Raw genomic sequence first — 26,185 nt, 5'->3', positions numbered from 1 at the left:
TCGCGGAGATGCTCTTGGCAAAGTACCTTTGAGATGATGGCTTCTCGTTGACCAGCGCCTCTGCTGGACCGGACTTCAACGCAGCGAAGAACGGTCATTCGGTGTGGATCGAGCTGATTACTCCCGAGCCCAAGGGGATCGACCCTCACTGGCTGAACGTGTCCCACCAAGAAGGCGTGTGGACCTATCCCCACGAAGTGATCGCACTGCGCTACACCAGCGCGCTGAAGGAAAAGCACCAGAAACTTGTGGGAGATCCAGGGAAGAGCGCCGGCTATTTGGCCAAAGGTGTCGTGTTGCCGGGCGAGAGCTACGTTGTCGCAATTAACCAGCATCTCCTGCAGGGCGCCTTTCGTTCGCTCAACGGGATCAGCCAAGCACCTGTGGCTGGTGAAGTGGTCTATGCGATTGGACCGCAGCAGTTACATCTAAGCCAGTCCACCGGACAGGTGCTCCATTCAGACCATGCCCACCGACCTTCGCTGAGCAAAGCCGGCCAAGCCGGCGGGACGGTGGGCGTGCCTGCGGACAGCTTTCTCAATCCTGCATATGATCCAGTTTCAGCAGTTTGGGCGCTTGACCTTCAAGAGGCAGCACTGCTCTCCAGCACCGCGCCGCACTTTCCCGCTGTTCATTTGTCCGCAATGATCCACAACGAAAGGGCCACCTCGAGAGTGCCGCCCCACTTGCTGCCTGCGCAGGAGGACTGGATCGGAAGGACGACGGCCTCTTCCATAGAGTTGTGTCGACTCTAGCAATCGAGAACCGGCTTGTTGTGCTCGGAAATGAAAAGAATGGCTCGGCGAAACGAATCACTCTCTGCTTGCTGAAGGAACCAGGATGTTCGACATCCCGCGCAACATGAAACTGCTTCATCAAGGCGAAGAGGAACTTCATGAGCGCTCCGTTGCTCTGATCGCATCCCATCGAGATCTTTCAGATCACTTGGCCTTGGTAGAGCGGGCCATGGACGTTCTGGACGTGCTCCGCCAGCACCACCAAGCCAATGATGACGAGCGTACCGTGAGCCACCTCGCGATACGCTGTTTCAATCACTTTGCTGGGTCATGGAAGTTGACGGCCTCGGGCTACTACCAAGCGGCTGCGCTCCTTCTCCGAGACGTTGTTGAAACCACCTACTTGATCAACGCCTTCCACATCGACCCTACCCACATTGCCATGTGGCGTACGGCTGACCGCAAGACGAAGAAGGCACTCTTCGCTCCCGCAGCGGTTAGGAAGCGCTTGGACGCGGACATGGGAGTCGCACGCAGTCGGCGGGAACAGATCTATGCCACGTTTTCCAGCCTGGCTGGACACCCCTCGGTCGAAGGGTTTGCGATGCTTCGGCCAATGGGGATGGACGCGCACAACGGGCCATTTCTTGACCCGACGGCGCTGCGCGCACTTTTGGAGGAGCTAGGCAAGTTGGCCGCCCAAACCGGTCATGCCTTTTGTGCGTTCCTTGACTTGTCTAATCCCGCCGCTGCGCAAGCTGCACACCGATTCATCGCGCTTGCCATGGACTATTCAGGACTCTATCTAGGCCATTCTTACACCGATGAGGAACGCGCAGACGTTGATCGCCTGTACTCAGAAATCGCTCAGACCTGACCATTCCTGTTCCAATCTGCCGGGACACGAGTTCCCGCCCATGCGGCCCATCTGGGCCCCCGCGTGCTTCAGCGGCCTGGTCCGTCCTACCTACGGAAGCTTGGCTTTTCCAGCCAGGGGAAGAAGGTCAAGTTTTTAAAGAGCGCCGAGGTCTTTCACGACGGCTTGGCCCTGCTGCAGGAACCCCAGTAGCAACCGTCCTCCGGCCACCTTCCGCCCACTTCTCTCGTTGAGCCACTGCGCCTGCCGCCGGGCCGCCTCAAACAGAGCCGGCGTTGCCATTGAGGCCGGCCAGCCCTGCAAGGGCTCACCAGGCGACGAGAGCTGCCCCGTGATCGGCTGGACCACTGCGGGCACCGCCGCGTCGTGTTTGGCATAGGCGGTGGCCATCATGCGTCCGTTTTTGGGGGACCATCCGCCCAGCACCAGCTCCGTGGTGCAGTATTCTGCCGGCAAGCCCGCTTCAGCCACGGCTTTGGCGTAGTTCGGCCAAAGCTGGTCAATGACCCGCCCCAGCTCCGCCATCAGCTGTTCCAGGGAGAAGTCCGCTCGGAAGCTGGCTTCCAAGGAGAGCTGATAGATGCGCAAGAAAAACTGCGCTGAACCCCTCGTTGCCAGCAAGATCTGGTGCTGAGGAATGAGCAGCACCTTCGCCCCAGCCGAAGCTTGGCCACTCAGGGCGTCCTCCGCCCAGGTATCCACCGTCACGACCAACTGGTCAGCACTGACTAGAACATTGAGGATGCTCATAACAAAAGTCTTGTGGCCCCTGTCCTACTATCTAACCTACCCCAACCTCTGTCGAGTCATGTCATGGCCCCTACCCTCGAAGAGCTGGCCGCACGCTTGGAGGCCTGTCAAACGGATCTGGAGGCCCATCGTGGCTACATCAAAGGACTGGAATATGGGATCCGAGCGCTCATTGCCGCTCATCCCGAGCCGAAGACCTTTGGCCTTACCTGGGAGCTTGCCTTGGTCGCCGCAGCCGAAACTCACTTGGGAAATGACGGGCCAGTGTTCACGGCCGCAATTCAGCAAGCCCTGCGCACGTTGACTTGTCAGACCAGCGCTCTTGCATAGAGATCAGGGGGCCGGGCAGACCCATCCCTGTCCGGCCCTTAGGCTCATCGCTTGCACCCTACCGCAGATACCCAAGAGCTGTCGGAGTACATGCCCCAAACTCCGGCGTGGCTGTCGCAGACAACTTGGCTGCCGCCTTACCGACGTCGCCGGTGGAGTCTGGGGGACGACACGATGCCCGCTCCCTAGCAGTTCACCGCCAAAGCCGCCCCGCTCCCCGTGCGCCCCAGGGCGCTAGCTTCCGGTCATACGCGTGCACATTCTTGATTGTGTTCTTGCCACCAATGCCATCATGCCGGCCCTCCAACGCTGATGCTCGGGCCAGAAGCCCCACGGGGGGACACAGAGTCAAGGGGAAGTACCCCCAGCAGGCGTATAACAAAGGAAGGATGAGGAGATCTCCAGATGAATGATCTAGATGACTGGCTCAAAAGGGCCTCGGCCACCACAAAGCTGGATGGCAACGACAGGGCCACCGACGCGCTGTTGCAACGACTGTCCTTGGACCCCCCTCCCTCACAATGGGCTGGGAAGCGCGAGTTCCGCAGGGCGCTGGCATGCGCGGCCCTCTCGGCAGTGCTCACCTGTGGGGGAGTAGGCTCCGCCTTCTTTGTCACCCAGGCACCTTCGCGCCCGACATGGGTCGCGGCCCCAGCTTCCATGTCCCCATATGCTCTGCTGGTGGAACGCTGATGGCCATCGGACCCCTTATGAGGCTGCCGCTGGCCACAATCGCTGGCGCCATCATTGGAGTCGTGTGCGCGCTGGCTATTGGCTGGACCTGGCACTCGCTCAATCCTGGGCACAGCGATCTTCATGAACGCCTTCACGCCGTGGTGCCGCTGGACGACTCGGAGAAGCAGATCCTCCAGGCCAAGGAACAGCTGTTCGCAACAAGGCGAGGTGAGATCGAAGCGCGCCTGCGGATTGCCAACCGCCAGCTAGCGGATGCCATCGCAGCTGACCCCAAATGGAACTCCCAGGTGGAACGTGCAAGCCGCGAAGTGGAGCGGGCTGCGGGCGATCTCCAGCGCATCACGCTCGAGCACGTGTTCGAGATGCGCCAGGGCTTGAAACCAGAGCACCGACCGGCCTACGACAAGGCACTGCTTGAAGCACTTCGCACTGACTCTCCCTGAGCCACACGAACGTTGTGACCATCGAGGACGACAACAACTGGGCAGTTGAGGCGGCGGCGGGTGATGCTGAGGCCTTCGCTCGCCTGGTCCGCCGCCACTCGCCAGCGATCAAGCAGATGGTTCGAGGCATGGGCCTGCCCGAAACCGACGTCGATGATGTTGTGCAGGAGACATTCCTTGCCGCTTGGCGCAGCTTATCGGAATACGATCCGACGCGCTCGGTACTTCCTTGGCTGATGCGAATTGGAATCAACAAGGTTCGTGATACACAACGCTTCCGTCGGGTCCGCCACTTCCTCTTCCGGGCCAAGCCTTTGGATGATGAGGAAGGACGCGCCCTGCATTCCGAGCAAGCCGGGCCAGAACAGGTTGCGGGTTCTCAGCTTGAGCTCGCAAAAGTAAGAAGGGTTCTCAACTCGATCGACCCGAGCCTGCGTGAAGCTCTGGTTCTGACTGCCTTCGTCGGCCTTTCCCAGGTTGAAGCAGCTTCCGCCCTGGGTATCAGCCTCAAAACAATAGAGGGTCGGGTGCTGAGAGCGCGGGCCAAGCTGACAGATGTACTGAGCCGCGGGAAATAAATTTTTCGCCGGATTCGAGGGGAAGGCCGCGCAGGCCGCGTAGTGCAGAAAGACGGCCGAGACTGCGGCCCCACTGCACCGGATCCTCATGAAACCATCATTGCTTGCTCTGACGGTGATGCTGGCCTTGACCAGCATTTCCCAAGCCTATGCTGCCGACGCCCCAAGCTTCAACGCGCTGCTCGAGCAGAGCAAGGCCCAATCCCCCTTCCTTCAAGAAAAGGGATTTGACACGGCCGCTGCCGCGGGCGAAGCCCGCCAAGCGCGAGCGCTGCGTAATCCCACCATTGATGCCCTTGCAGAGAATCTCAACGCTCCCCCCAGCAATGGCGCGAGCCAGCGGCAGACGACCTACACCATCAGCCAGCCACTCGAGATCTTTGGCCAACGTGGGGCTCGAATCCAGGCGGGAGAGAAAGGGCTGCAGGCGGCCGAAGCTCGCCAGCACCAGGCGCAAGTCGAATTCGCTGCAGCCTTGGCCGTTGCCTACGCGTCTTCCGAGGCTGGGCTGATACGGCGCAACATTGCTGCCGAAGATGTTGATCGCGCCAGAGGCGACCTGAAGGCAGCTCAGGCGCTGGTTGACGCAGGAAAGGAGGCCAGCCTGCGCGTCGCACAAGCCCAAGCCGGCTTGAGCTCAGCAGAAGCGATTGCCGCCTCAAGAGAGGCAGAGGCGGCCGCAGCTCTCGAGCAACTATCAGTACTGGCGGGAAGAGCAGAACCCTACTCAGGCACGTCCGAGTCACTCCTGGTGCGCGAGTGGGTTGCTCCCGCGATTTCGAACGTCGATTCGGCATCTGTCCTGTCTGCGAAGGCAGACGTCGACGCGAGCGATGCGGTTCTGCGCACTGAACGCTTCAAGCGGGCACCGGACCTGAACCTCACCGCAGGCCGTCGCAACTTCGCCGCCGGTGGGGACGCATTGGTCGTCGGCGTGTCCCTGAGCGTCCCATTGTTTGACCGGAACAGCGGCGGGATCAGTGCAGCTCGAGCACGGAGCGACGCCGCCCGTGCTCGATTGGATGCAGCACGCCTCCAGAGCCAGGCGGACCGTGCGACTGCGCTTGCGCGTGTTGACGCCGCCAAGCGAGGACTGATCGCTGCCTCCAAGGGAGAGGAAGCAGCCACGGAAGCCTACCGAATGGCGCGCTTGGGATATGAGGCCGGTAAAACCCCACTGGTTGAGCTGCTGCTTAGCCGTCGCATGCTGACGGACGCGAGGCTGAGCGTAGTGGATGCACGACTCGCACGCGTTGCCGCCTACGCATCGCTCGCCGTGGCCAGCGGTCAGATTGCCTTTGGAGACATGTAGATGAAGAGAAGTATTCCGGCTGTTAACACCCTGACGATGATCGGCGTGGCTACCTTGGCGCTTGGCGCGGGATTTGGCATTGCACGCTTATCCGCCCATTCAGAGCCGGTGGTCGACCCCGCGAAAGACGAAGCCAGCGCCAGTGCGCCGGCGGAGGCGGCTGAGGAAGTCGCGATTCCCAAGGAGTATGTTGCCGCTGCGGGGATCTCGGTGGAGCCCGTCACTTCCGCTCAGGTAGCGGCGAATATCACCGCATCGGGTTCGGTCGTGGCAATCCCCGGTGGTGAGGCCGTCGTGGTGGCACGTGCGGCCGGTAACGTCACCGATGTCATCCGGCAGGTGGGCGACAAGGTGAAGAAGGGCGAAGTGCTGGCACGCGTAGCCAGCCCTGATGGGGCCCGTATTGCGGCTGACCTTCGTGTGGCCAGCGCCAGCCTTTCCCTCGCCGAAAAGAACGTCAAGCGCGATGAGTCGTTGCTCGCCCAGGGCGTGCTGGCACGACAAGAGGCTGAGGCGAGTCGCGCCGCCTATCTCACAGCGCAAGCGGAAGCACAGCGCGCTGCCCTGGTGGCTCGCACCGCCAATGTGGATGGAGGAGGCAGCGTCAACGTCATCAGCCCCATCGATGGAACCATCAGCAGCTCGCAAGTGACTCTGGGCGCTTTCGTCGAGCCGCAGGCCTCCCTTTATAGGGTCACAGGTTCCAATGGCGTGGAGATTCAGGCCTCTGTTCGTGCAGGTGACACCGGTCGGATCAAGGCCGGCGACAGCGCGTCCATTACCCGCTCCGACGGAAGCGTCACCTCAGGCAAGGTCCGTTCAGTCGCTGCCGCCGTAGGTGGGTTGACAAGGGCTGCCACAGTCGTCATCACCCCGAGCGCAGAAGCGAATGGATTGGTTGTGGGTGACGGTGTGCAGGTCCGGCTGGTCACCGCTTCTGGTTCAGGTGAAGGGTTGTCTGTCTCAGAAGAGGCGGTCCAGAACATCGACGGAAAAGACGTCCTCTTCGTCAGAACCAGTAAGGGCTTCACCGCACAGCCGGTCTTCATCGGCCTCCGTAGCGGCGGTATGGCGCAGGTCCTTTCTGGCGTCACTGCGGGAACCCCGGTTGCTACCCGCAATGCGTTTCTGGTGAAGGCCGAGATGAAGAAGTCGGGCGGAGACGAGTAATGATCGAGCAAGTACTCACGGGTGCCGTACGGCACCGCTGGCTGGTTCTGTTCATCACATTGGTGATTGCGTTGATCGGCGGGTGGCAACTGAACCTGCTACCGATCGACGTGACCCCGGATATCACGAACAAGCAGGTCCAGATCAACACCGTCATCCCGACGCTGAGTCCGGTGGAGGTCGAGAAGCGCGTTACCTACCCGATCGAGACCGCGATGGCAGGACTTCGGGGTGTCGCGAACACCCGGTCGTTCTCGCGCAACGGCTTCAGCCAGGTCACGGTGATCTTCGATGAGAGCGCGGACCTCTACTTCATGCGCCAGCAAGTCACCGAGCGTCTGACTCAGGCTCGGCCCCAGTTGCCGGAGGGCGCCGAACCGCTGATGGGCCCGGTTTCGACCGGCTTGGGCGAAGTGTTCCACTACAGCGTTGAATTCATCCACCCGGATGGCAAAGATGCCCCGCGAAATGATGGCAAGCCTGGCTTCCAGAGCGACGGTTCGTTCCTGACTGATCAGGGGGAACGGCTGACGGACAACATGGCACGTCTGGCCTACTTGCGCACAGTCCAGGACTGGATTGTGCGGCCTCAGCTGCGCACGACACCGGGTGTAGCAGACGTCGACAGCCTCGGCGGCTACGTCAAGGAGTATGTCGTTGAGCCCAATGCAAGCAAGCTCGCAGAGTACGGGTTCTCCTATACCGACCTGGCCGACGCGTTGCAGGATGCCAACCTGTCGGTCGGAGCAGACTACATCCAGAGGTCGGGCGAGTCCTATCTGGTGCGGGCAGACGCCCGCATCCGCTCCGTGGACGAGATTGCCCGTGCCGTTGTGGGCAATCGCAACGAAGTTCCCGTAACGGTGGGAGACGTCGCACGTGTGGTCGTTGACGGTGAGCTCCGTCGCGGTGCCGCCAGCCGCAATGGCTACGAGACCGTCGTTGGCAGCGCACTCATGCTGGTTGGCGCCAACAGCCGAACTGTGGCGGCCGCAGTGGGTGACAAGCTGCAGGAGATCGGCAAGACCATGCCGCCGGGCGTGAGAATTGTTCCCACGCTGGACCGATCCCAGCTGGTTGTCGCAACGATCAAGACCGTCGCCAAGAACCTGGCCGAAGGCGCTCTTCTAGTCGTAGTCATCCTGTTTGCATTGCTCGGAAACTGGCGAGCTGCTGTCATTGCTGCGTTGGTGATTCCTTTGTCCCTGCTGATCACCGCGATTGGCATGAACAAGCTCGGGATCTCTGGCAACCTGATGAGCCTGGGTGCGCTCGACTTTGGCCTGATCATCGACGGCGCGGTCATCATCGTCGAGAACGCACTGCGCCGCCTGGCAGAGCGACAGCATGCACTTGGGCGCCCGCTCAATCTATCGGAGCGCCTGCATGAAACGATCGCCTCGTCCAAGGAGATGGTCCGCCCGACCGTATATGGGCAGGCGGTCATCTTCCTGGTCTTCGTGCCCTGCCTGACCTTCCAGGGCGTCGAGGGGAAGATGTTCTCTCCGATGGTCATTACCCTGATGCTGGCGCTGGCCTCTGCATTCGTGCTCTCCCTCACTTTCGTTCCGGCGATGGTGGCGGTCATGCTCAAGGGCCACATTTCCGAGAAGGAAGTACGGGTAGTAGCTGCCACCAAGAGCCGCTATCAGCCGATGCTTCGCAGCGCAATCCGCCAACCCATGCCTTACCTGGCCGGTGGTCTTGGTGTCCTGGTGGCCGGCGTTGTGGCCTTTGGCTTTGTGGGTCGGGAGTTCATGCCCACATTGGATGAGCAGAATCTCAACCTGTCCTCCGTTCGCATCCCGTCCACATCGATCGAGCAGTCCGTCGCCATCGACCTTCCTCTTGAGAAGGCACTGATGACGTTGCCGGAGGTACAGACGGTGTACTCCAAGGCCGGTACCGCAAGCCTGGCCGCAGATCCCATGCCGCCCAATGCGTCAGACAACTACGTGATCCTCAAGCCCAAGGACCAATGGCCGGATGGAGTGAAGACCAAAGAGCAGGTGATCGAGAGGATTCGAGAAAAGACAGCCTTTCTTGTTGGTAACAACTATGACGCCACCCAGCCCATCGAGATGCGCTTCAATGAGCTGATCGGCGGCGTTCGTAGCGACGTTGCAGTCAAGATCTATGGCGAAGACCTGACGGCGCTTGCCGGCAGCGCTGACAAGATTGCGGCCGTCCTCAAGAAGATTCCGGGCGCATCGGATGTCCGTGTGGCGCAGACGGGAGGCTTCCCGACCTTTGACATGGCGTTCGACCGGGCCGCGATCGCCCGTTACGGACTGACCGTCAAGGAAGTGGCCGACACAGTGTCTGCTGCTCTGGCAGGTCGCATGGCGGGCCAGATCTTCGAAGGTGATCGGCGCTTCGACGTGGTGGTTCGTCTGCCCCGTGTGGACCGCAGCGATCTCGATGTACTGGGAGCCGTTCCGGTCATGCTGCCGCCAGGCAGTCAGGAAGGCCGTCAGTCTGTTCCGCTTCGTGAATTGGTCAGCTTCCGCTTCACCCAGGGTCTGAACGAAGTGAGCCGTGACAATGGCAAACGTCGAATCTATGTGGAAGCGAATGTGGTCGGGCGTGACCTGGGTAGCTTCGTTGACGACGCCAAGGTGGCGATTGGCCAGCAGGTACAGTTGCCCACGGGTTCCTGGATCGAGTGGGGCGGGCAGTTCCAGAATCTGCAGGCGGCAACGAAGCGACTGGCGATCATTGTGCCTCTCTGCTTCATCCTCATCGCGGCCGTCCTCTACATGGCGATTGGCAACGGTTTGCTGACAGGTACGGTACTGACTGCGGTGCCACTTGCTCTGGCCGGTGGGTTCTTTGCATTGGCGTTGAGAGGAATTCCGTTCTCGATCTCGGCTGCTGTGGGCTTCATCGCTGTATCTGGCGTCGCGGTGCTCAACGGCTTGGTTCTGATCTCCGCGATCAAGAAGCGCCTGCACGAGGGGCTTCCGCCGGATGAGGCGGTCGAACTGGGTGCGATGGAGCGCGTTAGACCGGTTCTTATGACCGCGCTGGTTGCCTCCCTGGGCTTTGTCCCCATGGCGATTGCCACGGGCACGGGCGCCGAAGTGCAGAAGCCGCTGGCTACAGTGGTTATCGGGGGTCTTGCCACGGCAACCGTACTGACACTGTTCGTGCTGCCTGCGCTGTGCGGGCTGGTACTCCGAAGAACTGCGCGCAGGAAGGCCGCGGGCATTGAAGACCCCCTGCCGGTACCCGAAGTCGATTGAGCACAAGCCCCTTCCACGGCTTCACGTCCTGCCCTACGGATCGGATTACGATCCGCAGGGCAGCGGCGCCTTCCACTGTTCCATCTAGAGGTGAGCCATGATCGAGGTCCTACGCTTTCCAACATTCAGGAACCTGTTCGCTGCGCAGGTTATCGCGCTGATCGGCACGGGCTTGGCTACCGTGGCGCTCTCTCTTTTGGCCTATGACCTGGCGGGGGCTGAGGCGGGCGCTGTGCTAGGTACGGCTCTGGCAATCAAGATGATTGTCTACGTGCTGTTGGCCCCTCTGTCCGGAGCGATCGTCCCGGCAAATCTACGCAAACCGGTGCTTATTGCACTCGACCTGGTGCGGGCGGGCGCAGCGCTTTGTCTGCCGTTCGTCAACCAGATCTGGCAGGTGTACCTGCTCATTGCCTTGCTGCAGTCGGCCTCCGCGTGCTTCACCCCCCTGTTCCAGTCGACGATCCCGGAAATCCTGAAGGAGGAACGCGACTACACCCGAGCACTGTCCCTGTCGCGCCTGGCCTATGACCTGGAGAGCCTGCTGAGTCCCGCGTTGGCCGCTGCTCTGCTGACGCTGATCAGCTTCCACGGCCTGTTCGCTGGTACGTCCGTAGGCTTCGTGATATCCGCCATCCTGGTGTTCTCAACTGCATTCCCCTTCGTTGCTCCGTCCCTAAGAAAGGACGGTCCCTACGCCCGCGCGATTCGAGGAATGCGGATCTACCTGAAGACGCCCAGGCTGAAAGGGTTGCTTGCCCTTAATCTGTGTGCGGCCGCCGGCGGCGCCATGGTGTTCGTGAACACCGTCGTCGTAGTGCGCAACGTTCTCGGCGGAGCAGAGTCACAGGTTGCATGGGCGCTGGCAGCTTTCGGTGGCGGCTCGATGCTGACGGCGCTTGTCCTCCCCAAGGTTCTCGATCGGGTGGCTGACAGGCGCGTGATGCTCTCCTCAGCCCTTGCAATGTGCATCGTACTTGTGACCCTCGGGCTTACCTGGCTGCTCTCGCCCTCCTCCATAGGTTGGCCCATCGTGCTCGCCGGCTGGGCATTGTTGGGGATGAGCTATGCGGGGCTGGTGACTCCTGGCGGCAGACTGCTGCGACGATCAGCGGAATCCACCGATCTGCCATTCCTGTTCGCAGCGCAGTTCTCCCTCTCCCACGTGTGTTGGCTGATTGCCTACCCTCTGGCGGGAGCCGTGGGTGCGAAGTTTGGAATGCCAGTGGCGATCATGGCACTGGCAGTAGTCGGCATCGCCGGATTCGTGTTCGCCTGGAGAATCTGGCCCGCCCATGACCCGGACGAGATCTCCCACGGTCACGACGATCTGGCTGCGGACCATCCCCACTGGGCGGAACACGCCTCTTCCAACGGCAAGCACTCACATCGGTATGTCATCGACGAGGTGCACCCTCGTTGGCCTGGATGACGGAAACTTGAACAAGGGGCGCGAGAGGGCACTTTCACCGCTCACGCCCGACGTTGTCATATCGACTTTGCCAGAACAAGCCTCTAGTCTTTGCCCGTGCGATCCCTTCGTCTACCAACCAGCGTGCTGTTGCGCAGCTGCATCTTCATGATGCTGGTGGCGAGCCTGTTCGTGCGACCCGTCCTGAATCATCTGGGTGAGCTGCACGGCTTGCAGCACATCGTGCAGGCTGCGGTGGAACATGGTCACCCCCATGTTGGGGTGAGTGATGCCGCAGACCGTGATCTTGAACACGCGGTTGGATTGCACAGCCTGTTGCACCAGGCCGATCTGACGGCTTCTGTAGGCATCTTGGCCAGCCTTGCTGGACCCGCTCGAGTTGATCTGAGCGATATCCATCCCTGGCACCAGCCAGCGGCAGAGCTTCAGCATCATCGCTCATCCCTGTTCAGGCCTCCTATCGCCTGAGACCCAGGCCTCGTGCTCGCACTGAGCAGAGGCTTGGCAGCGCCCGTCCAGTCAATCCTTACTGGACGTTCGTCGCTGCAAGAAATTATTCATTCGTTCCCCGCCCGGACCCCGCTTACGCGCAGTGATCCGTGTGACGTGCCGTGCGCGCCTTCTGCGCACTCGTAGCACGTTGCGCCGGTTCCCAGTGTCGTAGCGGATAGCTTTGGCGGAGGTCCGCTGACCGCATTCGTAGATCCTCATAATGATCCCCAGTTCTGAATCCGGGGCGCTCTCGCGCGTCCTTCTCCAACCCCCACTACGGTCGCACTGGCCGCGAACTCTACTCGCACTGCTTTCCCTGTTCATGCTGCTACTCACAGCTGACGGGGCGTTGGCTCACGCGATCGCCGAAGGCGACAAGGGCTACATCCAGGAAATATCTGGAGTAAATCTGATCGCATTCGCCTATCTGGGCGCGAAACACATGGCCACCGGCTATGACCACATCCTGTTCCTCCTGGGCGTGGTGTTCTTCCTGTACCGGATGAAGCATGTCGCGCTGTATGTGACGCTATTCGCGATCGGGCACTCCACAACGATGCTGCTGGGTGTGCTGTTCAACGTGGGCATCAACAGCTACCTGATCGACGCGATCATTGGTCTGTCTGTGGTCTACAAGGCCCTGGACAATCTGGGCGCCTACCAGCGTTGGTTCGGCTTCCAGCCAAACACAAAGGTTGCGACGTTGATCTTCGGCCTGTTTCACGGCTTTGGTCTGTCAACCAAGATCATCGAGTACGACATCTCCCCCGATGGTCTGTTGCCCAACCTGCTTGCGTTCAACGTCGGCGTGGAGATCGGCCAGATCCTCTCGCTTGGCGCGATTCTGATCGCAATGGGCTACTGGCGCCGCACGCCCAGCTTCTTCAAGCACGCCTACACCGCCAATGCCGCCATGCTCTGCGCCGGATTCATTCTGATCGGCATGCAGCTCACTGGCTACTTCGTTTCCTGACTTTCAAGAGACCTACATCATGTACAACAGTAAGCCCGCCGAAGGCGACCTCCCCACCAGCCGCCAGCTGGCACGCACCACCGCAATTGCCGCCGGCATCGCTATCGTCCTCCTGGTTGGAGTGGTGATGCCATCTGAATACGGAATCGATCCCACTGGTGTTGGTCGGGTACTCGGCCTGAAGGAAATGGGGGAGATCAAGGAACAGCTTGCCGAGGAAGCGGCCGCTGACGCGGCGATGGACGCGAAGGCCGCCGAAGACGAGGCCGCCGCCCTGCTCACCCAGGTGTCCACGCAGAACCGCAAGACCGTTGAAGTTGCGCAGAAGCCCGTCGCAAGCAATGCGGCCGCCGCTGCCGAATGGCGGGACGAAGAACAGGTTGTCCTAGCCCCGGGCCAAGGCACCGAGATCAAGCTCGCCATGAAGGCGGGCGAGCGCGCCAGCTACCAGTGGTCTGTTGAAGGCGGCGTCGTGAACTTCGACACCCACGGCGACGGCGGCGGTCGAGCGATCAGCTATGAGAAGGGTCGAGGGGAGGCCACCAAGCAGGGGGTGCTCCTGGCTGCCTTTGACGGCAACCACGGATGGTTCTGGCGCAACAGGGGCGAGGAGCCCGTAACGCTGCTGCTCCGCACCGGAGGGGAGTACGAGCTGATCAAGAAGATGTAAACCGCAGCGGTGAGCGGTGGCCGGGTGCGCTTCAGGCCCGGCCACTGCCCTATGTGCGGTGTTTCCGACGGGCTGCGCCCAGTTTCGGCCCCTCGACAACCCCAGCCAGCCACGCTTAAGCTAGCCCCATATGCGCCTTTCCGCCCGCCACGGCCTTGCCCTCAGGATCAGCCTCTTTGCGCTGATGCTGTTGAGTGTCGTTGCGCGGCCGATGGTGATCCAGCTCAGCGAACTGCACGGATTGGAACATGACATCGCAGCAGCGGTGGACCATGGCCATTCACATGCCGGCGGTGCGGGCGACAATCTGGACCCGGATCACGCCACTGGCGCTCATGCGGTACTGCATCAGGCAGACGCGAGTTTCGCTGGAAGCTTGTTCACGCCCCACGTCTACCTGGCTTCACTACCGCTGGCCGATGAAGTCCATACTCTGCGACTTCTGAGGGTGCCTGCAGGGCACCCGGCGTCACCCTTCCGACCTCCGATCGTCTGACGACCCTAGCTGCGCTCTAGCAGCCTGAGCGCGCCTCCCGTGTAGCGGGACGCGGCGCGTCGTTCTGACTTTCTTTCCGGAGGCTTCCGTGAAATTCCGTAGTGTGTGGGCGCTGGCTGTTGCCGGCGCCTGCGGTGTGGCCGTTCCTGGCCACGCCGCCGAAGTGCTGCGCCTGGAGGATGCGGTTGCCCGCGCCCTTGGCACCCACCCAAGCGTGCAGGCAGATGCCGCACAAATAGAGGCGACAAAGAACCGTGCGGCGCGAGAGGGCTTAGCAGCCCCGTTGGTGCTCGGCGGAGAACTGGAAAACGTGGCCGGTAGTGGCAGCGTGCGAGGTATGGACGCTGCCGAGGCAACGTTCCGGGTATCCAAGATTCTGGAACTGGGTGGCAAGCGGGCGGCCCGCCAAGCGCTTGGCGGCGCTGAGGTGGATGCAGCCCAGCGAGAGGCTGATGTGACCCGGGTGGCCATCGCCACACGCACTGCTGGTCGATTCATCGACGTGCTTGCGGCGCAGGAGCATGTCGAGCATGCGGAAGAGCGGATTCGTATGGCCCGCGCGCTCCAGCGAGAGGTGGCCCGCTGGGTCTCTGCGGCACGGAACCCGGACTCAGACCTGAGGGCCGCTGAAATCGCCCTGGCCGATGCAGAGCTCAAGCGTGATCAAGCGGTCCAGCGGTTGGAGGCATCGCGCATGGCGCTTGCGTCTTCCTGGGGCTCTTTCACCGCTGACTTCGTCACCGTCGCCGGCGATACAAACATCCTCCCCCCGCTCGATGACTACCAGACGCTGTCCGAACGACTTCAGAACGCGCCACAGCAACGTGCCTTCGATGCCCAGTCCAGAATTCTTGCCGCGCGCCGCGATGTCGCCGTTTCCAGCGCGAAGCCTGACGTGAGTGTTGGATTTGGACTTCGCCGTCTTGAAGCAACGAAGGACAGTGGCTTGGTCATGTCGATCTCGGTTCCCTTGGGAACCCGGCGTCGATCAGCCTACTCGGTATCCGAAGTCGACTACGAACTGAGTGCGCTCAAGTCACGCCGCGAAGCACAGATGCTGGAGCTCAACCAGGAGCTGTTCGGAGTCTATCAACAGCTGCGCCAAGCCCAGTTGGAGGTCACCTCCGTTCGTGAGCGGCAGCTCCCCAAGGCGGAGCAGGCGATGAATCAAAGCCGTCGTGGCTTCGAGGAGGGTCGATTCTCCTATCTCGCATTGAGCCAGGCGCAGAAGACGTTGTTCGACCTTCGCGAGCGCGAAGTCGAGTCCGCCGCGCTCTATCTCCGATTGCTGGTCGAGGCAGATCGCCTCACCGCCTCCGCCCAGGATATCCGCCCATGAATCGTTACGCCCTTCTTATGTTGCTTCCGCTGGCACTGGCCGCTTGTGGCGGTGAAAGGCCGGCTGAGAAAGAAGCCGCAGAATCCGCCGCCGCGGCCGGCGACTACGAGCGCGGCCCTAACCGCGGTCGCATGCTCCGCGATGGTGATTTCGCACTTGAAGTCACCGTCTATGAAACCAACACGCCTCCTCAGTTCCGCCTCTACGCCTATCGAAATGACAAGCCGATCTCACCGAATGAGGTGAAGGCAACAATGCAGTTGAAGCGCCTCGACGGTGAGGTCAATGATTTCACGTTCACCGCCGAAAACGACTATCTCGTGGGGAACGGCGAGGTCGTGGAACCTCATTCTTTCGACGTGAAGGCAGACGCAGTGGTAGGAGGAAAGACACACACCTGGTCCTATCAGTCCTATGAAGGCCGTACCACCATCGAGCCAAGCGCTGCCAAGGATGCGGGTGTGGTGGTGGAAGAGGCTACCGCTGGCACTATCCGCGATACGGTCACGCTGATGGGGAACATCGCGGTCAACACTGGCCGCCAGGCCTCCGTCAAAGCACGATTTCCAGGTATCGTCCGCAGCGTGTCGGTCGAGATGGGCCAACGCGTTTCGGCAGGGCAGACGCTGGCAACGGTTGAAGGCAATGACAGCATGCGCACCTACGCGGTGATTGCTCCTTTCAGCGGCATCGTTCTTGCGCGCAACACCAGTGTTGGTGATGTGGCCGCCGACAACACACTGTTCGACGTTGCCGATCTGTCAGAGGTCTGGGTCGATCTACGAGCTCTGGGCACTGACGCCGAGCGTCTCGCTCCAGGTCAAGCAGTGCGGATCCGTTCTGCCACGGGTGCCTTGGAGACTGAAGGTAAGCTCCAAAGCCTGCTTCCGCTGGCAAGCAGCGGTCAAAGCGTGGTTGCGCGCGTGAGTATCCCCAATGGTGACGGCAAGTGGCGTCCAGGAATGGCTGTCTCGGCCGAGGTCATCATTGCCGAGACACCTGTTCCACTTGCCATCAAAGAGTCAGGGCTCCAGCGATTCCGCGACTTTACCGTCGTCTTTGCGCAGGTGGGCGATACCTATGAGGTCCGCATGCTTGAGCTTGGAAAGCGTGATGGCGAGTGGGCAGAGGTTCTTGGCGGACTGAAGCCCGGAACGCGATACGTCGCCGAGCAGAGCTATCTGATCCGTGCAGACATCGAGAAGTCTGGCGCCAGCCACGACCACTAAGGATCCATCATGCTAGAGCGAATCATTCGCGCGTCCATCGCGCATCGATGGCTTGTGCTGCTTCTGGTCCTGGCGCTGTCAGGCTTGGGCATCTGGAACTACAGCAAGCTGCCAATCGACGCCGTCCCTGACATCACCAATGTCCAGGTCCAGATCAACACCGAAGCACCAGGCTACTCTCCACTGGAGGCAGAGCAGCGGGTAACGTTCCCCGTCGAGACAGCCTTGGCCGGCCTGGCCAAGCTGGAGTACACGCGGTCCATCTCGCGTTATGGTCTCTCCCAGGTCACCGTTGTATTCGAAGACGGTACCGACATCTACTTCGCACGGCAGCAGGTGGCCGAGCGCTTGCAGCAAGCCGCATCCCAGCTTCCAACTGGGCTGAAGCCAACGCTGGGCCCGGTCGCCACCGGTCTCGGTGAGATCTTCATGTACACCGTGGAAGCCGAGAAGGGAGCTGAAGAGACCTGGACGCCGATGGCGCTTCGTACCCTCCAGGATTGGGTGGTACGCCCCCAGATGCGCCATCTGAAAGGTGTGACAGAGGTCAACACCGTCGGCGGCTATGTGCGGCAGTTCCACATCACGCCTGACCCGCGCAAGCTTCAGGCGTACGAGCTGACCATGCAGGATGTGATGGAAGCCGTGGCGCGCAGCAACGCGAACGTGGGTGCCGGCTACATCGAAAGGAGTGGTGAACAGTACCTTGTGCGCGTTCCTGGCCAAGTGGCGGACATGGACGGCCTGCGCAAGATCGTGGTCGCCAATCGCGATGGGCTGCCGCTTCGCGTCGGTGACCTCGCAGACGTTCACGAGGGGACCGAACTGCGAACGGGTGCAGCGACCAAGGATGGCAAGGAAGTGGTACTTGGTACCGCATTCATGCTCATTGGTGAGAACAGCCGCGACGTCGCTCAGCGAACCGCAGCCAAGCTGAAGGAGATCGACGAGACGCTTCCAGAAGGTGTCCGCGCGCACCCGGTCTATGACCGTACGGAGCTGGTCGACCGCACCATTGAAACCGTTAAGAAGAACCTGCTGGAAGGTGCCCTGCTGGTCATTGCGGTGCTGTTCCTTCTGCTCGGAAATCTTCGCGCCGCACTGATCACGGCCGCGGTCATTCCTTTGACCATGCTGCTGACCATCTCCGGCATGGTCCAGAACCGTGTCTCAGCTAACCTGATGAGCTTGGGTGCGCTGGACTTCGGTCTGATCGTGGACGGCGCGGTCATCATTGTTGAGAACTGTCTGCGCCGCTTCGGCGAGCGTCAGCACGCCCTGGGGCGTCTGTTGACCCGGGATGAGCGCTTTGCCTTGGCCGCAAGCGCCAGTGCCGAGGTGATCAAGCCCAGCTTGTTCGGCTTGTTCATCATTGCCGCCGTCTACATCCCGATCTTTGCGCTCTCCGGCGTGGAAGGAAAGATGTTCCACCCGATGGCCCTGACCGTCGTTATCGCGCTGACCGGTGCGATGGCATTGTCCCTCACGTTCGTTCCCGCTGCAGTTGCCCAGTTTGTCACGGGCAAGGTCTCAGAGAAGGAAACCAAGGCCATGCGGGGCGTGACCAAGCTCTACGGCCCGATGCTGGAACGGGCAGTCAGCGCTCGAAAACTGGTCGTGGGTGGTGCAGCCGTCCTCACCGTACTGGCGGGTCTTCTGGCCAGTCGCATGGGCACTGAGTTCATTCCGAATCTGGACGAAGGTGATATTGCGCTTCACGCGCTGCGCATTCCCGGCACGAGTCTGACACAAGCCATCGGCATGCAGCGCCAGCTTGAAGCGACCATCAAGAAGTTCCCCGAGGTCGATGAAGTTGTCGCAAAGATCGGCACAGCGGAGGTAGCGACCGACCCCATGCCGCCGTCGGTCGCAGACACCTTCATCATGCTCAAGGATCGCGACCAATGGCCTGATCCCCGCAAGCCAAAGGCGCAGCTCATTGCTGAGCTGGAAAAGGCCGTCCGGGCAATTCCCGGCAACAACTACGAGTTCACCCAGCCCGTGCAGATGCGCATGAACGAGCTGATTGCCGGTGTACGCGCTGAGGTGGCAGTGAAGTTGTACGGAGACGATCTGGACCAGCTGGCGCAGATCGGCAGCCAGATCGAGGACGCCGCGGGTTCCATCCCAGGAGCCGCAGACGTGAAGTTGGAGCAGATCAGTGGCCTGCCTCTTATGACCATCACGCCTGACCTGGATGCTTTGGCCCGCTATGGCGTTTCGATCGATGAGGTCCAGAAGACCATCTCGGTGGCGTTGGGCGGTGAGGCGGTCGGTCAGGTCTTTGAGGGTGATCGTCGCTTCGACATCGTCGTTCGTCTGCCCGAGAACCTGCGCCAGGACACCCGGACGCTCGCATCGCTGCCGGTAGCCGTCGCCGCCGGGGCCAGTTCCGGCGAACAGAGAGCGTTCGTTCCGCTGGGGCAGCTGGCCAAGGTCGAAGTTGCGCCCGGCCCAAATCAGGTCAGTCGCGAGAACGGCAAGCGTCGCGTCGTCATCACCAGCAACGTACGTGGTCGCGACCTTGGTTCATTCGTAGAGGAGCTGCGGGAGAAGGTTGGCCAGGAGGTGCAGTTGCCAGAAGGCTACTGGATTGAGTACGGCGGCACCTTTGAGCAGCTCATCTCTGCCAGCAAGCGGCTGTCCGTGGTCGTTCCGGTCGTGCTGGTGATGATCTTCGGATTGCTCTTCATGGCGTTCGGCTCGGGCAAGGACGCTGCCATCGTGTTCAGCGGCGTTCCACTTGCGTTGACCGGTGGCGTGGTGGCCCTGTGGATGCGCGACATACCCCTGTCGATTTCTGCAGGCGTGGGGTTCATCGCGCTGTCGGGCGTCGCCGTGCTCAACGGCCTGGTCATGATCAGCTTCATCAAGAGCCTTAGGGAACAGGGCACTCCCCTGCACCAAGCGGTAACCGAAGGTGCACTGACCCGCCTGCGTCCTGTGCTGATGACGGCCCTGGTTGCCAGCCTGGGCTTCCTGCCAATGGCCCTGAACGTTGGGGCCGGCGCGGAAGTGCAGCGCCCCCTGGCGACAGTCGTTATCGGTGGAATCATTTCCTCCACGCTGCTGACCTTGCTGGTGCTGCCGGCGCTCTATCGCCTCATCCATCGAGAAGGGGATGAGCGGAAGGAGGACCCAGCGTGAACCCGTCCATCTCAACCCCTCCTAGGAACATGCAGTTGACCATTTCCAAACGAACCCAAGCTTGGCTCTACCTGCTTGCAGCCATGCTTCTGCCTTACGTTGCCTGGGCGCATGGCGTCAGTGAAGGCGACCAGGCCTTCCTGGAGGACAGTACCGGCCTGCAGCTCATCGCGTTCACGTACCTCGGTGCCAAGCATATGGTGACTGGATACGACCATCTCCTGTTTCTGTTTGGGGTGATCTTCTTCCTGTACCGGATGCGTGATGTAAGCATCTACGTGACATTGTTCGCGATCGGCCACAGCACCACTTTGCTGCTAGGTGTCCTGGGCGGATTGCATGTGAATGCCTACCTGGTCGACGCCATTATTGGTCTATCCGTTGTCTACAAGGCACTGGACAACATGGGTGCGTTCAAGCGCTGGTTTGGCGTACAGCCCAACACCAAAGCCGCCGTGCTGATCTTCGGGTTCTTCCATGGATTTGGTCTGGCGACAAAGCTGCAGGATTTCTCGCTCTCTCCTGATGGGCTTGTCCCGAACATGCTCGCCTTCAACGTTGGAGTCGAGATCGGACAGCTGCTTGCGCTCGCAGGCATTTTGATCGTGATGGGCTTCTGGCGCCGATTGCCGTCATTCCATCGGCAGGCGTACAGCATCAATACCGCCCTTATGTGCGCTGGCTTCGTGCTCGTTGGCATGCAGCTCACCGGCTACTTCGTTTCCTGAATCTACAGAGGCATTCATGTCCATCACGCTTTCCAATCAGTTGCCCAGCACTCGCAAACTGCTGAAATCCACCGCCTTAGCCGCTGCAGTTGCAGGAGTGATTCTGCTCACCACCGTGCTTCCCGCAGAGTACGGAATCGACCCTACGGGCGTAGGCAAGGTTCTGGGTCTGGACGCTCTTGCCCTCAGTGACGATGCAGGGGCCGTAGCTCCACTTGGTCCAGCATCTGCGGGCGGCGCCGAAGCAGTCTCGGCGCTGTTCGAGAAGGCCAAGGTTGCCTTCGGGAGCAATGCCAAGCAGGCCTTCGAGCCCGCCGCTGTCTCTCTCGCCAACACTCCGCTGCGGCAGGACTCACTGACGATCGAGCTTGCCCCTGGTAAGGGCCAGGAAGTGAAGGCCCATATGGCTCAGGGCGCCGGGATGGTCTTCAGCTGGAAGGCCACGTCTGATGTTGCCGTGGATATGCATGGCGAGCGTCCCGACGTGAAGGGCCCCTGGACCAGCTACGCCGTTGAAGGCGCCCAGCGTCAGGCTGAGGGAACGTTCATTGCTCCCTTTGAAGGTACCCATGGGTGGTACTGGCAGAACCGCGGCAGCACCCCCGTGATCATCGAGGTGCAAATTACCGGCTACCAGGCCGACCTCTACCGGCCGTAACACCCGGCATAACGCCGAAATCAACCCAGGAGAAGCAACATGAAGAATCGTATTGCCCACATCTGCGTCCTTTTCGCTTCCATTGCAGCGTCCGCATCGGCCTTCGCACATGATCCGGCGCTTCATGCCGAGTCGGAAGTGAAGGAGGCGCCCAAGGCAAAGCCTGCGACGTGTGAACAGCTGGCTGACCGGACGAAGTTCAAGGTGGATCTTGCCGATCCTCAGACCAAGGCGCTGAAGGACCGGTGCGACGCGCAGGCGCAGTCTACGGTCAAGAAGAAGTAACAGGTTGCGGTGGATGGTCCGGCTTGTTTGGAGCCGGACCATCCTCTTCGCTAGCGTGGCACAGGCTGCCCAACGCAGCGTGGACTGCCAGAATCTAACTCTGACGTTGATAGACGCGCCCAGCCGACATCTTTCTCGAACTGCTGCCTGGGTTCACCTACCCCTTTTACGATTGTTGGAAGCACCCCGCCCGCCCTACAGATTGGTGGCGCGCCACGCGCGCCCGATCAACCCACCCACCAGTGGCGCAATCGGGAAGACGGTGTAGAGGGCGGCCAACGCCAAGGGCGGGACGGACACGAAGAAGTTGCGTTCCGACTCGGTCAGGCCAGGGTAGAAGATCCCCACTCCGATGCTTCCGATCTGGACAGCAACCACGACCAGCGTGCCCATCAATGCTCCCTTCCAAAAGCCCCCGCGCCTCGGTTCCAGAAAGGGATTGGCCACCTTGGCAGCTCGAACGCGCGCCGCCCGCCAGTTCAGCACGTAAAGCAGCAGGAGGAGCGTCAGCACGCCGACACCGGCTGCAAACGCTGCCACAGCCTGCCAGGCAAACCCCAGCTCTCCAGAAATTTCTACAGCGCCAGCGAAGGCGAGCAGGCCACCGCCACCCAGGAGGACCGTTGCGGGTGCGAGCAGGCCCCACTGCATGTAGGACGCGGTTGAGTGAGAGCGGGCATGGGCATTCATGGAACCTCCAAATGAGCGAGACCTTGGGCGGGTTACAAGGACCAATCAGGGCTTCTTTTGTGCGTCAATGAGCACCCACTGCCCTGCCCGCTTTTCAAACACCAGGTCGGCGCGGGCCGGCACGGGCGCAGGAGCCTCCTTCAGCTGGCGCCCACCTTGGAAACCAATCACATCGAGGGTGCCGCCCGTGACGCACGTCGTTCGCTCGGGCCCGCTCGGATTGCAGTCTGCGTTCAAGTCCTCCCAGCCACGCACTTCCACCCGCTGCCCCAGTTCGGCCAACAGGTTCGCGTTCAAATACTGCTCGTAACCCTTCGCCACCTGCTCCATCGACGGCCCCTGGTCCGCCTTGCTGCATGCGGCCAAGCCGACAGTGGCTACTGCAGCGGCCACCATTCCACGCTTCATGCACCTTCTCCTTGGTTCTTGGTGACGTCCACTTCGATCGTTTCGTTCCGATAGCCCAAGCTCACTTTCTCGACGGTCACGTCCATCTTGGGTTCCGTGCCGTCGATCCAAACCCGATTGACCGAGAAGACCACACGGTCGTCCTGGAACGAGCGGCCTTGCCGCGCGAGGCTGGCCGCTTCAGCGGGGTCCATCCGGATCAGCAGCCGGTAGCGCCCGGCGTTCGGCGGGCTGGACACGCCGGTGGGCGTCTTGCGGATCCAGGGGACGAAGTTCTTTCCGGTGACACTCAAGCCAGCAAGCGAGATCTGCGGCATGGGCACGAACACTTCCATGACGCCCCGATCCGGGTTGTAGCTGACCCCGCCCAGCGCTTTGAAGTTCGGGCGAATGGCATACCGCCGAATCCCTTTGAACCGCTCCAGCCGGGCGTCGAAAGCAGGGCCAAAGCGCTCCTCGATCACCGCAGCAGGCGGCTGCGCCTCTTTGCTGCCCGTCGTCCTCTTTGCGGCCACCCACGCCTGCCGCAAGCACCACTGCCGTTTGTCAGGCCTCAGCTGGTAGGTGGAATGGGCCATCGCCAGCAGGCCCATGTCGCACATGTCGATCCCTTGCGCGCCGCTGGAGGACAGCCCTTCGCGCAGGTGCTGAGCACCCTCAAGGGTGTCCCCGTCCAGGTCCCAATACATGCCAGCCGGCTCGGCGTACAGGGGGTGGGACACCTTGGCCTGCGAGCCGGACTTTCCTGGAAGGACCCCACCGATCTGCCGAAGCAGGCCCGATGCGGTCGTGGATTGGGCGCTGGCGCCCGTCGATACGGCCAGCGCGAGCGCGCCAGCCAGAACTGCCCCGTTCTTCATACAGCCCCTCGTTCCGTGATGGATGGACTTGCCACAAACTTACGTGGCACGTAGAGTCTACCCGGGGCGTAGGGCTTGCGTCATGATCGGTGCATGCTTGCACTGCATCCGTTCAGCCTGTGACTACGCCGACAACTCCGCGAGCGATCGTGGCGGCGCGACTGCGCCAAGCCAGGATCCTTCGAGGCTTTAGCCAGCGCGAAGTGGGGGTCAGGATGGGCCTGGACAAAGACACTGCATCGGCTCGCATCAGTCGCTATGAGAGCGAATCGATGACGGTGAGCCTGGAAGCACTGTTTGAGCTCGCGCAGGCACTGGACGTGCCACCGGCTTACCTGTTGGCGACGACGCCGGCAATGGCCGACGCCATCTTGGCGCTGGGCGTTGAAAGCGAGGCCCAGCAGGCCAAGCTGTCTAAAGCCTTAGAAGAGCTGACCGCGCTCCCCCCAGGAAAGCGAAAGCAAGCCATTGAGCGCCTGTTGGCGCATCCCGAATAGGCGATCGCAGTAGTTTTCTCGGGCGCAGGCGGCTTGGTGACTTGGGCGATAATGATGGCTGCCCACTTGACCGCTTTCCTCGGGACAGGCTTTGCCGACCTACTGCACCGTCCTGACCAAAACCGAGCGATCTTCAGCCTCCTCGTTTTGGCGCTTGTGCCGCCGAATGTGGCGCCGCCCGGCCTAGTGGCAATTCTCCATAGCATGACGCACCAGACCTCACGCAAGTAGGTGCTTCCTGATTCCCCCCCTCAAAAGACCCCGCTTCGGCGGGGCCTGTGCGTTGCGTCCATGCATTAAATCTGGCACAAGGATTCTAGGACGCATATCAGAGAGGCAAGGGAATGGCGGACACTGGAGATGACCGGGAGCAGACGAAGAAGGAAACAGGCAAGTCAGGCGCGAAGTCGCCTTCGCACATCGCTTCCGCGCTGACAACGATGGCGGGCGGCATCTTGGCCGTGGCTACCCTGATCGGGTTCTTCCTCCATTTGTCCGGTGATGTCGCGCATTCGACCTATTTGACCGAGATGGGTGTTCCTGCGGCCCTCTTCCCCCAGGCCACCGATGCAAAAATCATCCATGGCTACTACGTGGTCATCATCCAAGGCATTCGGCTGATCAGCGATGTTCCCTGGGGCATCGTGTTTACCATGATCGGAATGTCCACGCTGTCCATTGTCATCGCCCGTGCGCCCGTCAAGGAGAACACCGCGATGCGAGCGTGGCTTGAGCGGCGGTCCTATTGGATCAGACAACCTATCGTTGCGCTCCTGGGATCAGCGGTGTTCCTCTCTGCCGCAGCGAGCGTCGGTTGCTTTGTCCTGCTATTGGCTATCGTGCCGGGCCTTGTAGGGGAGAAATTTGGCAAAAGCAAAGCCGACGAAACAAAGAAGCTGCTTCTTGCGGAAGCCTCGGCAAAGGGCTCAGAACTCTGGAAGGATTCAGAGCGCCTTGCCGAAGGCCGCGTTATTGAGGCGAGCGACAGCTGGATCGCAATCTACGACAGCGAGCTGAAGACGGTGCGAACTCTCAAAAACGATGGCATTGAAATAAGAACTCACCTATCGACTGCAAAGGCGTCTGACCAGGCTAGTCCGCCCATGCAATCGCAATAACTTCACCTGCTCAGGAGAACGTTGTGCCCACTGTGTTCTTTTCCTACTCCCACGCCGACGAGGACCTTCGGGACCAGCTTGAGAAGCAGTTGGCCATGCTCAAGCGGCAAGGTGTGATTGAGACTTGGCACGATCGCCGCATTGGCGCGGGGCAAGAGCTCGGTCAGGTGATCGATGATCACATCAACAGCGATGACATCATTTTGCTATTGGTCAGTCCGGACTTCATCGCCTCCGATTACTGCTACGACATCGAGATGAAGCGGGCCATGGAACGCCACGAAGCAGGCGAAGCCATCGTCATCCCCGTCATTTTGCGTGCTTGCGACTGGCACCATGCGCCCTTCGGAAAGCTACTCGGCACACCCAAAGACGGCAAGCCTGTCACCCAATGGCCGGACCGAGATGAAGCGTTTCTCCAGGTGGCCAGATCGGTTCGGGACGCCGCCGGACGCATTTCAGGGAGCCAAGCTCCGGCTACCGTGAAAAATCCCTCGCCGAAGGCAACCGTCAGACAAAGTGATGCCAGCCAATCAATAACAAGCCCACGCTCGAGCAACTTGCGGTTGTCCAAGACCTTCACCCAACGGGACAAGGACCATTTCAAGGCCGAGACGTTCGAATACATTGCCCGTTACTTCGAGAACTCTCTTGCTGAACTGCAGGCAAGGAACCCAGGATTTGAAGGCATGTTCCGGCGGGTGGATGCTAACCGCTTCTTTGCCACGATCTACAAGGATGGCAAGGACGTTGCACGAGCGACCATCTATATGGGTGGCATGCTGGGCGGGATCAACTACCTTCAAGGCGAAACCGACAGCAGCAACTCGTCCAATGAGTCTCTGTCAGTCCAGGCTGACGACCAAATGCTCTTCCTGACCAGCATGGGCATGTCATCGTTCGGACGCGAGCATGATCGGAAGCTCACCCAGGAGGGGGCGGCAGAGCTGCTGTGGGGGTTGGTCATAGAGCCACTTCAACAACGCCATAACTGGTAGGTGCGGCACGCTCTCAGCAAACGAGTC

At 60.9% G+C, this 26,185-nt stretch carries 26 protein-coding genes; 21 read left to right on the top strand and 5 right to left on the bottom strand.

Annotated features, from left to right (window positions below):
* Positions 1 to 47 precede the first annotated feature (47 nt).
* Together D5301_RS21525 and D5301_RS21520 are read left to right on the top strand one after the other, a co-directional pair.
* Positions 48 to 755 (top strand): hypothetical protein, encoded by a 708-nt coding sequence (locus tag D5301_RS21525; RefSeq protein WP_153856838.1) that lies wholly within the window; start codon positions 48 to 50, stop codon positions 753 to 755.
* Positions 756 to 840: 85 nt separating this feature from the next.
* Complete coding sequence (locus D5301_RS21520) at positions 841 to 1,614, top strand: hypothetical protein (protein WP_153856837.1); 774 nt, start codon at positions 841 to 843, stop codon at positions 1,612 to 1,614.
* A 135-nt stretch (positions 1,615 to 1,749) separates the two neighbouring features.
* On the opposite strand, the gene D5301_RS21515 is transcribed toward D5301_RS21520, so the two are convergent.
* A complete protein-coding gene (locus tag D5301_RS21515) occupies positions 1,750 to 2,364 on the bottom strand; it encodes a hypothetical protein (protein ID WP_153856836.1) in 615 nt (204 codons plus the stop codon).
* Between the two features lie 63 nt (positions 2,365 to 2,427).
* On the opposite strand from D5301_RS21515, the gene D5301_RS21510 reads away from it, so the two are divergent.
* From D5301_RS21510 to D5301_RS21475, 7 genes are all read left to right on the top strand, one after another.
* A complete protein-coding gene (locus tag D5301_RS21510; protein WP_153856835.1) occupies positions 2,428 to 2,694 on the top strand; it encodes a hypothetical protein in 267 nt (88 codons plus the stop codon).
* Between the two features lie 692 nt (positions 2,695 to 3,386).
* Positions 3,387 to 3,833 carry a periplasmic heavy metal sensor gene (locus D5301_RS21500; protein WP_153856833.1) on the top strand — a complete coding sequence of 149 codons (447 nt, stop codon included), beginning with the start codon at positions 3,387 to 3,389 and terminating at the stop codon, positions 3,831 to 3,833.
* A 14-nt stretch (positions 3,834 to 3,847) separates the two neighbouring features.
* Entirely contained in the window at positions 3,848 to 4,411 is a 564-nt protein-coding gene (locus D5301_RS21495; protein ID WP_324187369.1) for a sigma-70 family RNA polymerase sigma factor, read from the top strand.
* An 88-nt stretch (positions 4,412 to 4,499) separates the two neighbouring features.
* Positions 4,500 to 5,723, top strand: a complete 1,224-nt coding sequence (locus D5301_RS21490; RefSeq protein ID WP_153856831.1) for a TolC family protein — start codon at positions 4,500 to 4,502, stop codon at positions 5,721 to 5,723.
* Positions 5,724 to 6,893, top strand: coding sequence for an efflux RND transporter periplasmic adaptor subunit (locus tag D5301_RS21485; protein ID WP_153856830.1), 1,170 nt, complete (start codon positions 5,724 to 5,726; stop codon positions 6,891 to 6,893).
* The gene (locus tag D5301_RS21480) at positions 6,893 to 10,138 is read left to right on the top strand and encodes a CusA/CzcA family heavy metal efflux RND transporter (protein WP_153856829.1); all 3,246 of its coding nucleotides are present in this window, start codon (positions 6,893 to 6,895) and stop codon (positions 10,136 to 10,138) included. Before D5301_RS21485 ends, D5301_RS21480 begins: the two co-directional genes overlap by 1 nt.
* A gap of 97 nt (positions 10,139 to 10,235) precedes the next feature.
* Positions 10,236 to 11,570, top strand: coding sequence for an MFS transporter (locus tag D5301_RS21475; RefSeq protein WP_153856828.1), 1,335 nt, complete (start codon positions 10,236 to 10,238; stop codon positions 11,568 to 11,570).
* A gap of 111 nt (positions 11,571 to 11,681) precedes the next feature.
* Here the strand turns inward: D5301_RS21475 and D5301_RS21470 are convergent, their stop codons facing one another.
* A complete protein-coding gene (locus D5301_RS21470; protein ID WP_153856827.1) occupies positions 11,682 to 12,005 on the bottom strand; it encodes a hypothetical protein in 324 nt (107 codons plus the stop codon).
* A gap of 379 nt (positions 12,006 to 12,384) precedes the next feature.
* Between D5301_RS21470 and D5301_RS21465 the strand changes: the two genes are divergently transcribed.
* The 9 genes from D5301_RS21465 to D5301_RS21425 all read left to right on the top strand — a co-directional run bounded on the left by D5301_RS21465 (position 12,385) and on the right by D5301_RS21425 (position 21,587).
* The gene (locus D5301_RS21465) at positions 12,385 to 13,035 is read left to right on the top strand and encodes a HupE/UreJ family protein (protein WP_223224807.1); all 651 of its coding nucleotides are present in this window, start codon (positions 12,385 to 12,387) and stop codon (positions 13,033 to 13,035) included.
* Between the two features lie 19 nt (positions 13,036 to 13,054).
* Positions 13,055 to 13,705 carry a transmembrane anchor protein gene (locus D5301_RS21460; protein ID WP_153856826.1) on the top strand — a complete coding sequence of 217 codons (651 nt, stop codon included), beginning with the start codon at positions 13,055 to 13,057 and terminating at the stop codon, positions 13,703 to 13,705.
* A 130-nt stretch (positions 13,706 to 13,835) separates the two neighbouring features.
* Complete coding sequence (locus tag D5301_RS21455) at positions 13,836 to 14,201, top strand: hypothetical protein (protein ID WP_153856825.1); 366 nt, start codon at positions 13,836 to 13,838, stop codon at positions 14,199 to 14,201.
* An 88-nt stretch (positions 14,202 to 14,289) separates the two neighbouring features.
* Entirely contained in the window at positions 14,290 to 15,540 is a 1,251-nt protein-coding gene (locus D5301_RS21450) for a TolC family protein (RefSeq protein WP_324187368.1), read from the top strand.
* Positions 15,537 to 16,769 (top strand): efflux RND transporter periplasmic adaptor subunit, encoded by a 1,233-nt coding sequence (locus tag D5301_RS21445; protein ID WP_153856823.1) that lies wholly within the window; start codon positions 15,537 to 15,539, stop codon positions 16,767 to 16,769. Before D5301_RS21450 ends, D5301_RS21445 begins: the two co-directional genes overlap by 4 nt.
* A gap of 9 nt (positions 16,770 to 16,778) precedes the next feature.
* A complete protein-coding gene (locus D5301_RS21440) occupies positions 16,779 to 19,916 on the top strand; it encodes a CusA/CzcA family heavy metal efflux RND transporter (RefSeq protein WP_153856822.1) in 3,138 nt (1,045 codons plus the stop codon).
* A gap of 29 nt (positions 19,917 to 19,945) precedes the next feature.
* Positions 19,946 to 20,644, top strand: a complete 699-nt coding sequence (locus D5301_RS21435) for a HupE/UreJ family protein (RefSeq protein ID WP_153856894.1) — start codon at positions 19,946 to 19,948, stop codon at positions 20,642 to 20,644.
* Between the two features lie 16 nt (positions 20,645 to 20,660).
* Positions 20,661 to 21,302 carry a hypothetical protein gene (locus D5301_RS21430; RefSeq protein ID WP_153856821.1) on the top strand — a complete coding sequence of 214 codons (642 nt, stop codon included), beginning with the start codon at positions 20,661 to 20,663 and terminating at the stop codon, positions 21,300 to 21,302.
* A 39-nt stretch (positions 21,303 to 21,341) separates the two neighbouring features.
* Positions 21,342 to 21,587 carry a hypothetical protein gene (locus D5301_RS21425; RefSeq protein ID WP_153856820.1) on the top strand — a complete coding sequence of 82 codons (246 nt, stop codon included), beginning with the start codon at positions 21,342 to 21,344 and terminating at the stop codon, positions 21,585 to 21,587.
* Between the two features lie 195 nt (positions 21,588 to 21,782).
* On the opposite strand, the gene D5301_RS21420 is transcribed toward D5301_RS21425, so the two are convergent.
* Genes D5301_RS21420 through D5301_RS21410 form a run of 3 tightly spaced genes read right to left on the bottom strand, consistent with a single transcriptional unit; the run spans position 21,783 to position 23,545 of the window.
* The gene (locus D5301_RS21420) at positions 21,783 to 22,277 is read right to left on the bottom strand and encodes an ABC transporter permease (protein ID WP_228756479.1); all 495 of its coding nucleotides are present in this window, start codon (positions 22,275 to 22,277) and stop codon (positions 21,783 to 21,785) included.
* A 45-nt stretch (positions 22,278 to 22,322) separates the two neighbouring features.
* Positions 22,323 to 22,685 (bottom strand): hypothetical protein, encoded by a 363-nt coding sequence (locus tag D5301_RS21415; RefSeq protein WP_153856819.1) that lies wholly within the window; start codon positions 22,683 to 22,685, stop codon positions 22,323 to 22,325.
* Positions 22,682 to 23,545: a hypothetical protein gene (locus D5301_RS21410; RefSeq protein ID WP_153856818.1), complete on the bottom strand. Its 864-nt coding sequence runs from the start codon at positions 23,543 to 23,545 to the stop codon at positions 22,682 to 22,684. The genes D5301_RS21415 and D5301_RS21410 overlap by 4 nt, the downstream gene beginning before the upstream one ends.
* Positions 23,546 to 23,706: 161 nt before the next feature.
* Between D5301_RS21410 and D5301_RS21405 the strand changes: the two genes are divergently transcribed.
* The 3 genes from D5301_RS21405 (at position 23,707) to D5301_RS21395 (ending at position 26,158) form a co-directional block, all read left to right on the top strand.
* The gene (locus D5301_RS21405) at positions 23,707 to 24,042 is read left to right on the top strand and encodes a helix-turn-helix transcriptional regulator (protein WP_153856892.1); all 336 of its coding nucleotides are present in this window, start codon (positions 23,707 to 23,709) and stop codon (positions 24,040 to 24,042) included.
* Between the two features lie 344 nt (positions 24,043 to 24,386).
* Positions 24,387 to 25,160, top strand: a complete 774-nt coding sequence (locus D5301_RS21400; RefSeq protein WP_153856817.1) for a hypothetical protein — start codon at positions 24,387 to 24,389, stop codon at positions 25,158 to 25,160.
* A 23-nt stretch (positions 25,161 to 25,183) separates the two neighbouring features.
* Positions 25,184 to 26,158, top strand: coding sequence for a toll/interleukin-1 receptor domain-containing protein (locus tag D5301_RS21395; protein ID WP_324187367.1), 975 nt, complete (start codon positions 25,184 to 25,186; stop codon positions 26,156 to 26,158).
* Positions 26,159 to 26,185 lie beyond the last annotated feature (27 nt).

The sequence above is a fragment of the Stenotrophomonas sp. MH181796 genome, assembly GCF_009659995.1.
Lineage (GTDB): Bacteria > Pseudomonadota > Gammaproteobacteria > Xanthomonadales > Xanthomonadaceae > Stenotrophomonas > Stenotrophomonas riyadhensis.
The sequence above is the reverse complement of the archived record's forward strand: the minus strand, read 5'-3'. Positions and strand labels throughout refer to the sequence as shown.

Bases quoted from the DNA above. Each gene is read 5' to 3' on its own strand.
- D5301_RS21520 (WP_153856837.1), top strand. From the start codon at position 841: ATGTTCGACATCCCGCGCAACATGAAACTGCTTCATCAAGGCGAAGAG.
- D5301_RS21515 (WP_153856836.1), bottom strand. From the start codon at position 2,364: ATGAGCATCCTCAATGTTCTAGTCAGTGCTGACCAGTTGGTCGTGACG.
- D5301_RS21510 (WP_153856835.1), top strand. From the start codon at position 2,428: ATGGCCCCTACCCTCGAAGAGCTGGCCGCACGCTTGGAGGCCTGTCAA.
- D5301_RS21500 (WP_153856833.1), top strand. From the start codon at position 3,387: ATGGCCATCGGACCCCTTATGAGGCTGCCGCTGGCCACAATCGCTGGC.
- D5301_RS21490 (WP_153856831.1), top strand. From the start codon at position 4,500: ATGAAACCATCATTGCTTGCTCTGACGGTGATGCTGGCCTTGACCAGC.
- D5301_RS21485 (WP_153856830.1), top strand. From the start codon at position 5,724: ATGAAGAGAAGTATTCCGGCTGTTAACACCCTGACGATGATCGGCGTG.
- D5301_RS21480 (WP_153856829.1), top strand. From the start codon at position 6,893: ATGATCGAGCAAGTACTCACGGGTGCCGTACGGCACCGCTGGCTGGTT.
- D5301_RS21475 (WP_153856828.1), top strand. From the start codon at position 10,236: ATGATCGAGGTCCTACGCTTTCCAACATTCAGGAACCTGTTCGCTGCG.
- D5301_RS21470 (WP_153856827.1), bottom strand. From the start codon at position 12,005: ATGATGCTGAAGCTCTGCCGCTGGCTGGTGCCAGGGATGGATATCGCT.
- D5301_RS21465 (WP_223224807.1), top strand. From the start codon at position 12,385: ATGCTGCTACTCACAGCTGACGGGGCGTTGGCTCACGCGATCGCCGAA.
- D5301_RS21460 (WP_153856826.1), top strand. From the start codon at position 13,055: ATGTACAACAGTAAGCCCGCCGAAGGCGACCTCCCCACCAGCCGCCAG.
- D5301_RS21455 (WP_153856825.1), top strand. From the start codon at position 13,836: ATGCGCCTTTCCGCCCGCCACGGCCTTGCCCTCAGGATCAGCCTCTTT.
- D5301_RS21445 (WP_153856823.1), top strand. From the start codon at position 15,537: ATGAATCGTTACGCCCTTCTTATGTTGCTTCCGCTGGCACTGGCCGCT.
- D5301_RS21440 (WP_153856822.1), top strand. From the start codon at position 16,779: ATGCTAGAGCGAATCATTCGCGCGTCCATCGCGCATCGATGGCTTGTG.
- D5301_RS21435 (WP_153856894.1), top strand. From the start codon at position 19,946: ATGCAGTTGACCATTTCCAAACGAACCCAAGCTTGGCTCTACCTGCTT.
- D5301_RS21430 (WP_153856821.1), top strand. From the start codon at position 20,661: ATGTCCATCACGCTTTCCAATCAGTTGCCCAGCACTCGCAAACTGCTG.
- D5301_RS21425 (WP_153856820.1), top strand. From the start codon at position 21,342: ATGAAGAATCGTATTGCCCACATCTGCGTCCTTTTCGCTTCCATTGCA.
- D5301_RS21420 (WP_228756479.1), bottom strand. From the start codon at position 22,277: ATGAATGCCCATGCCCGCTCTCACTCAACCGCGTCCTACATGCAGTGG.
- D5301_RS21415 (WP_153856819.1), bottom strand. From the start codon at position 22,685: ATGAAGCGTGGAATGGTGGCCGCTGCAGTAGCCACTGTCGGCTTGGCC.
- D5301_RS21410 (WP_153856818.1), bottom strand. From the start codon at position 23,545: ATGAAGAACGGGGCAGTTCTGGCTGGCGCGCTCGCGCTGGCCGTATCG.
- D5301_RS21400 (WP_153856817.1), top strand. From the start codon at position 24,387: ATGGCGGACACTGGAGATGACCGGGAGCAGACGAAGAAGGAAACAGGC.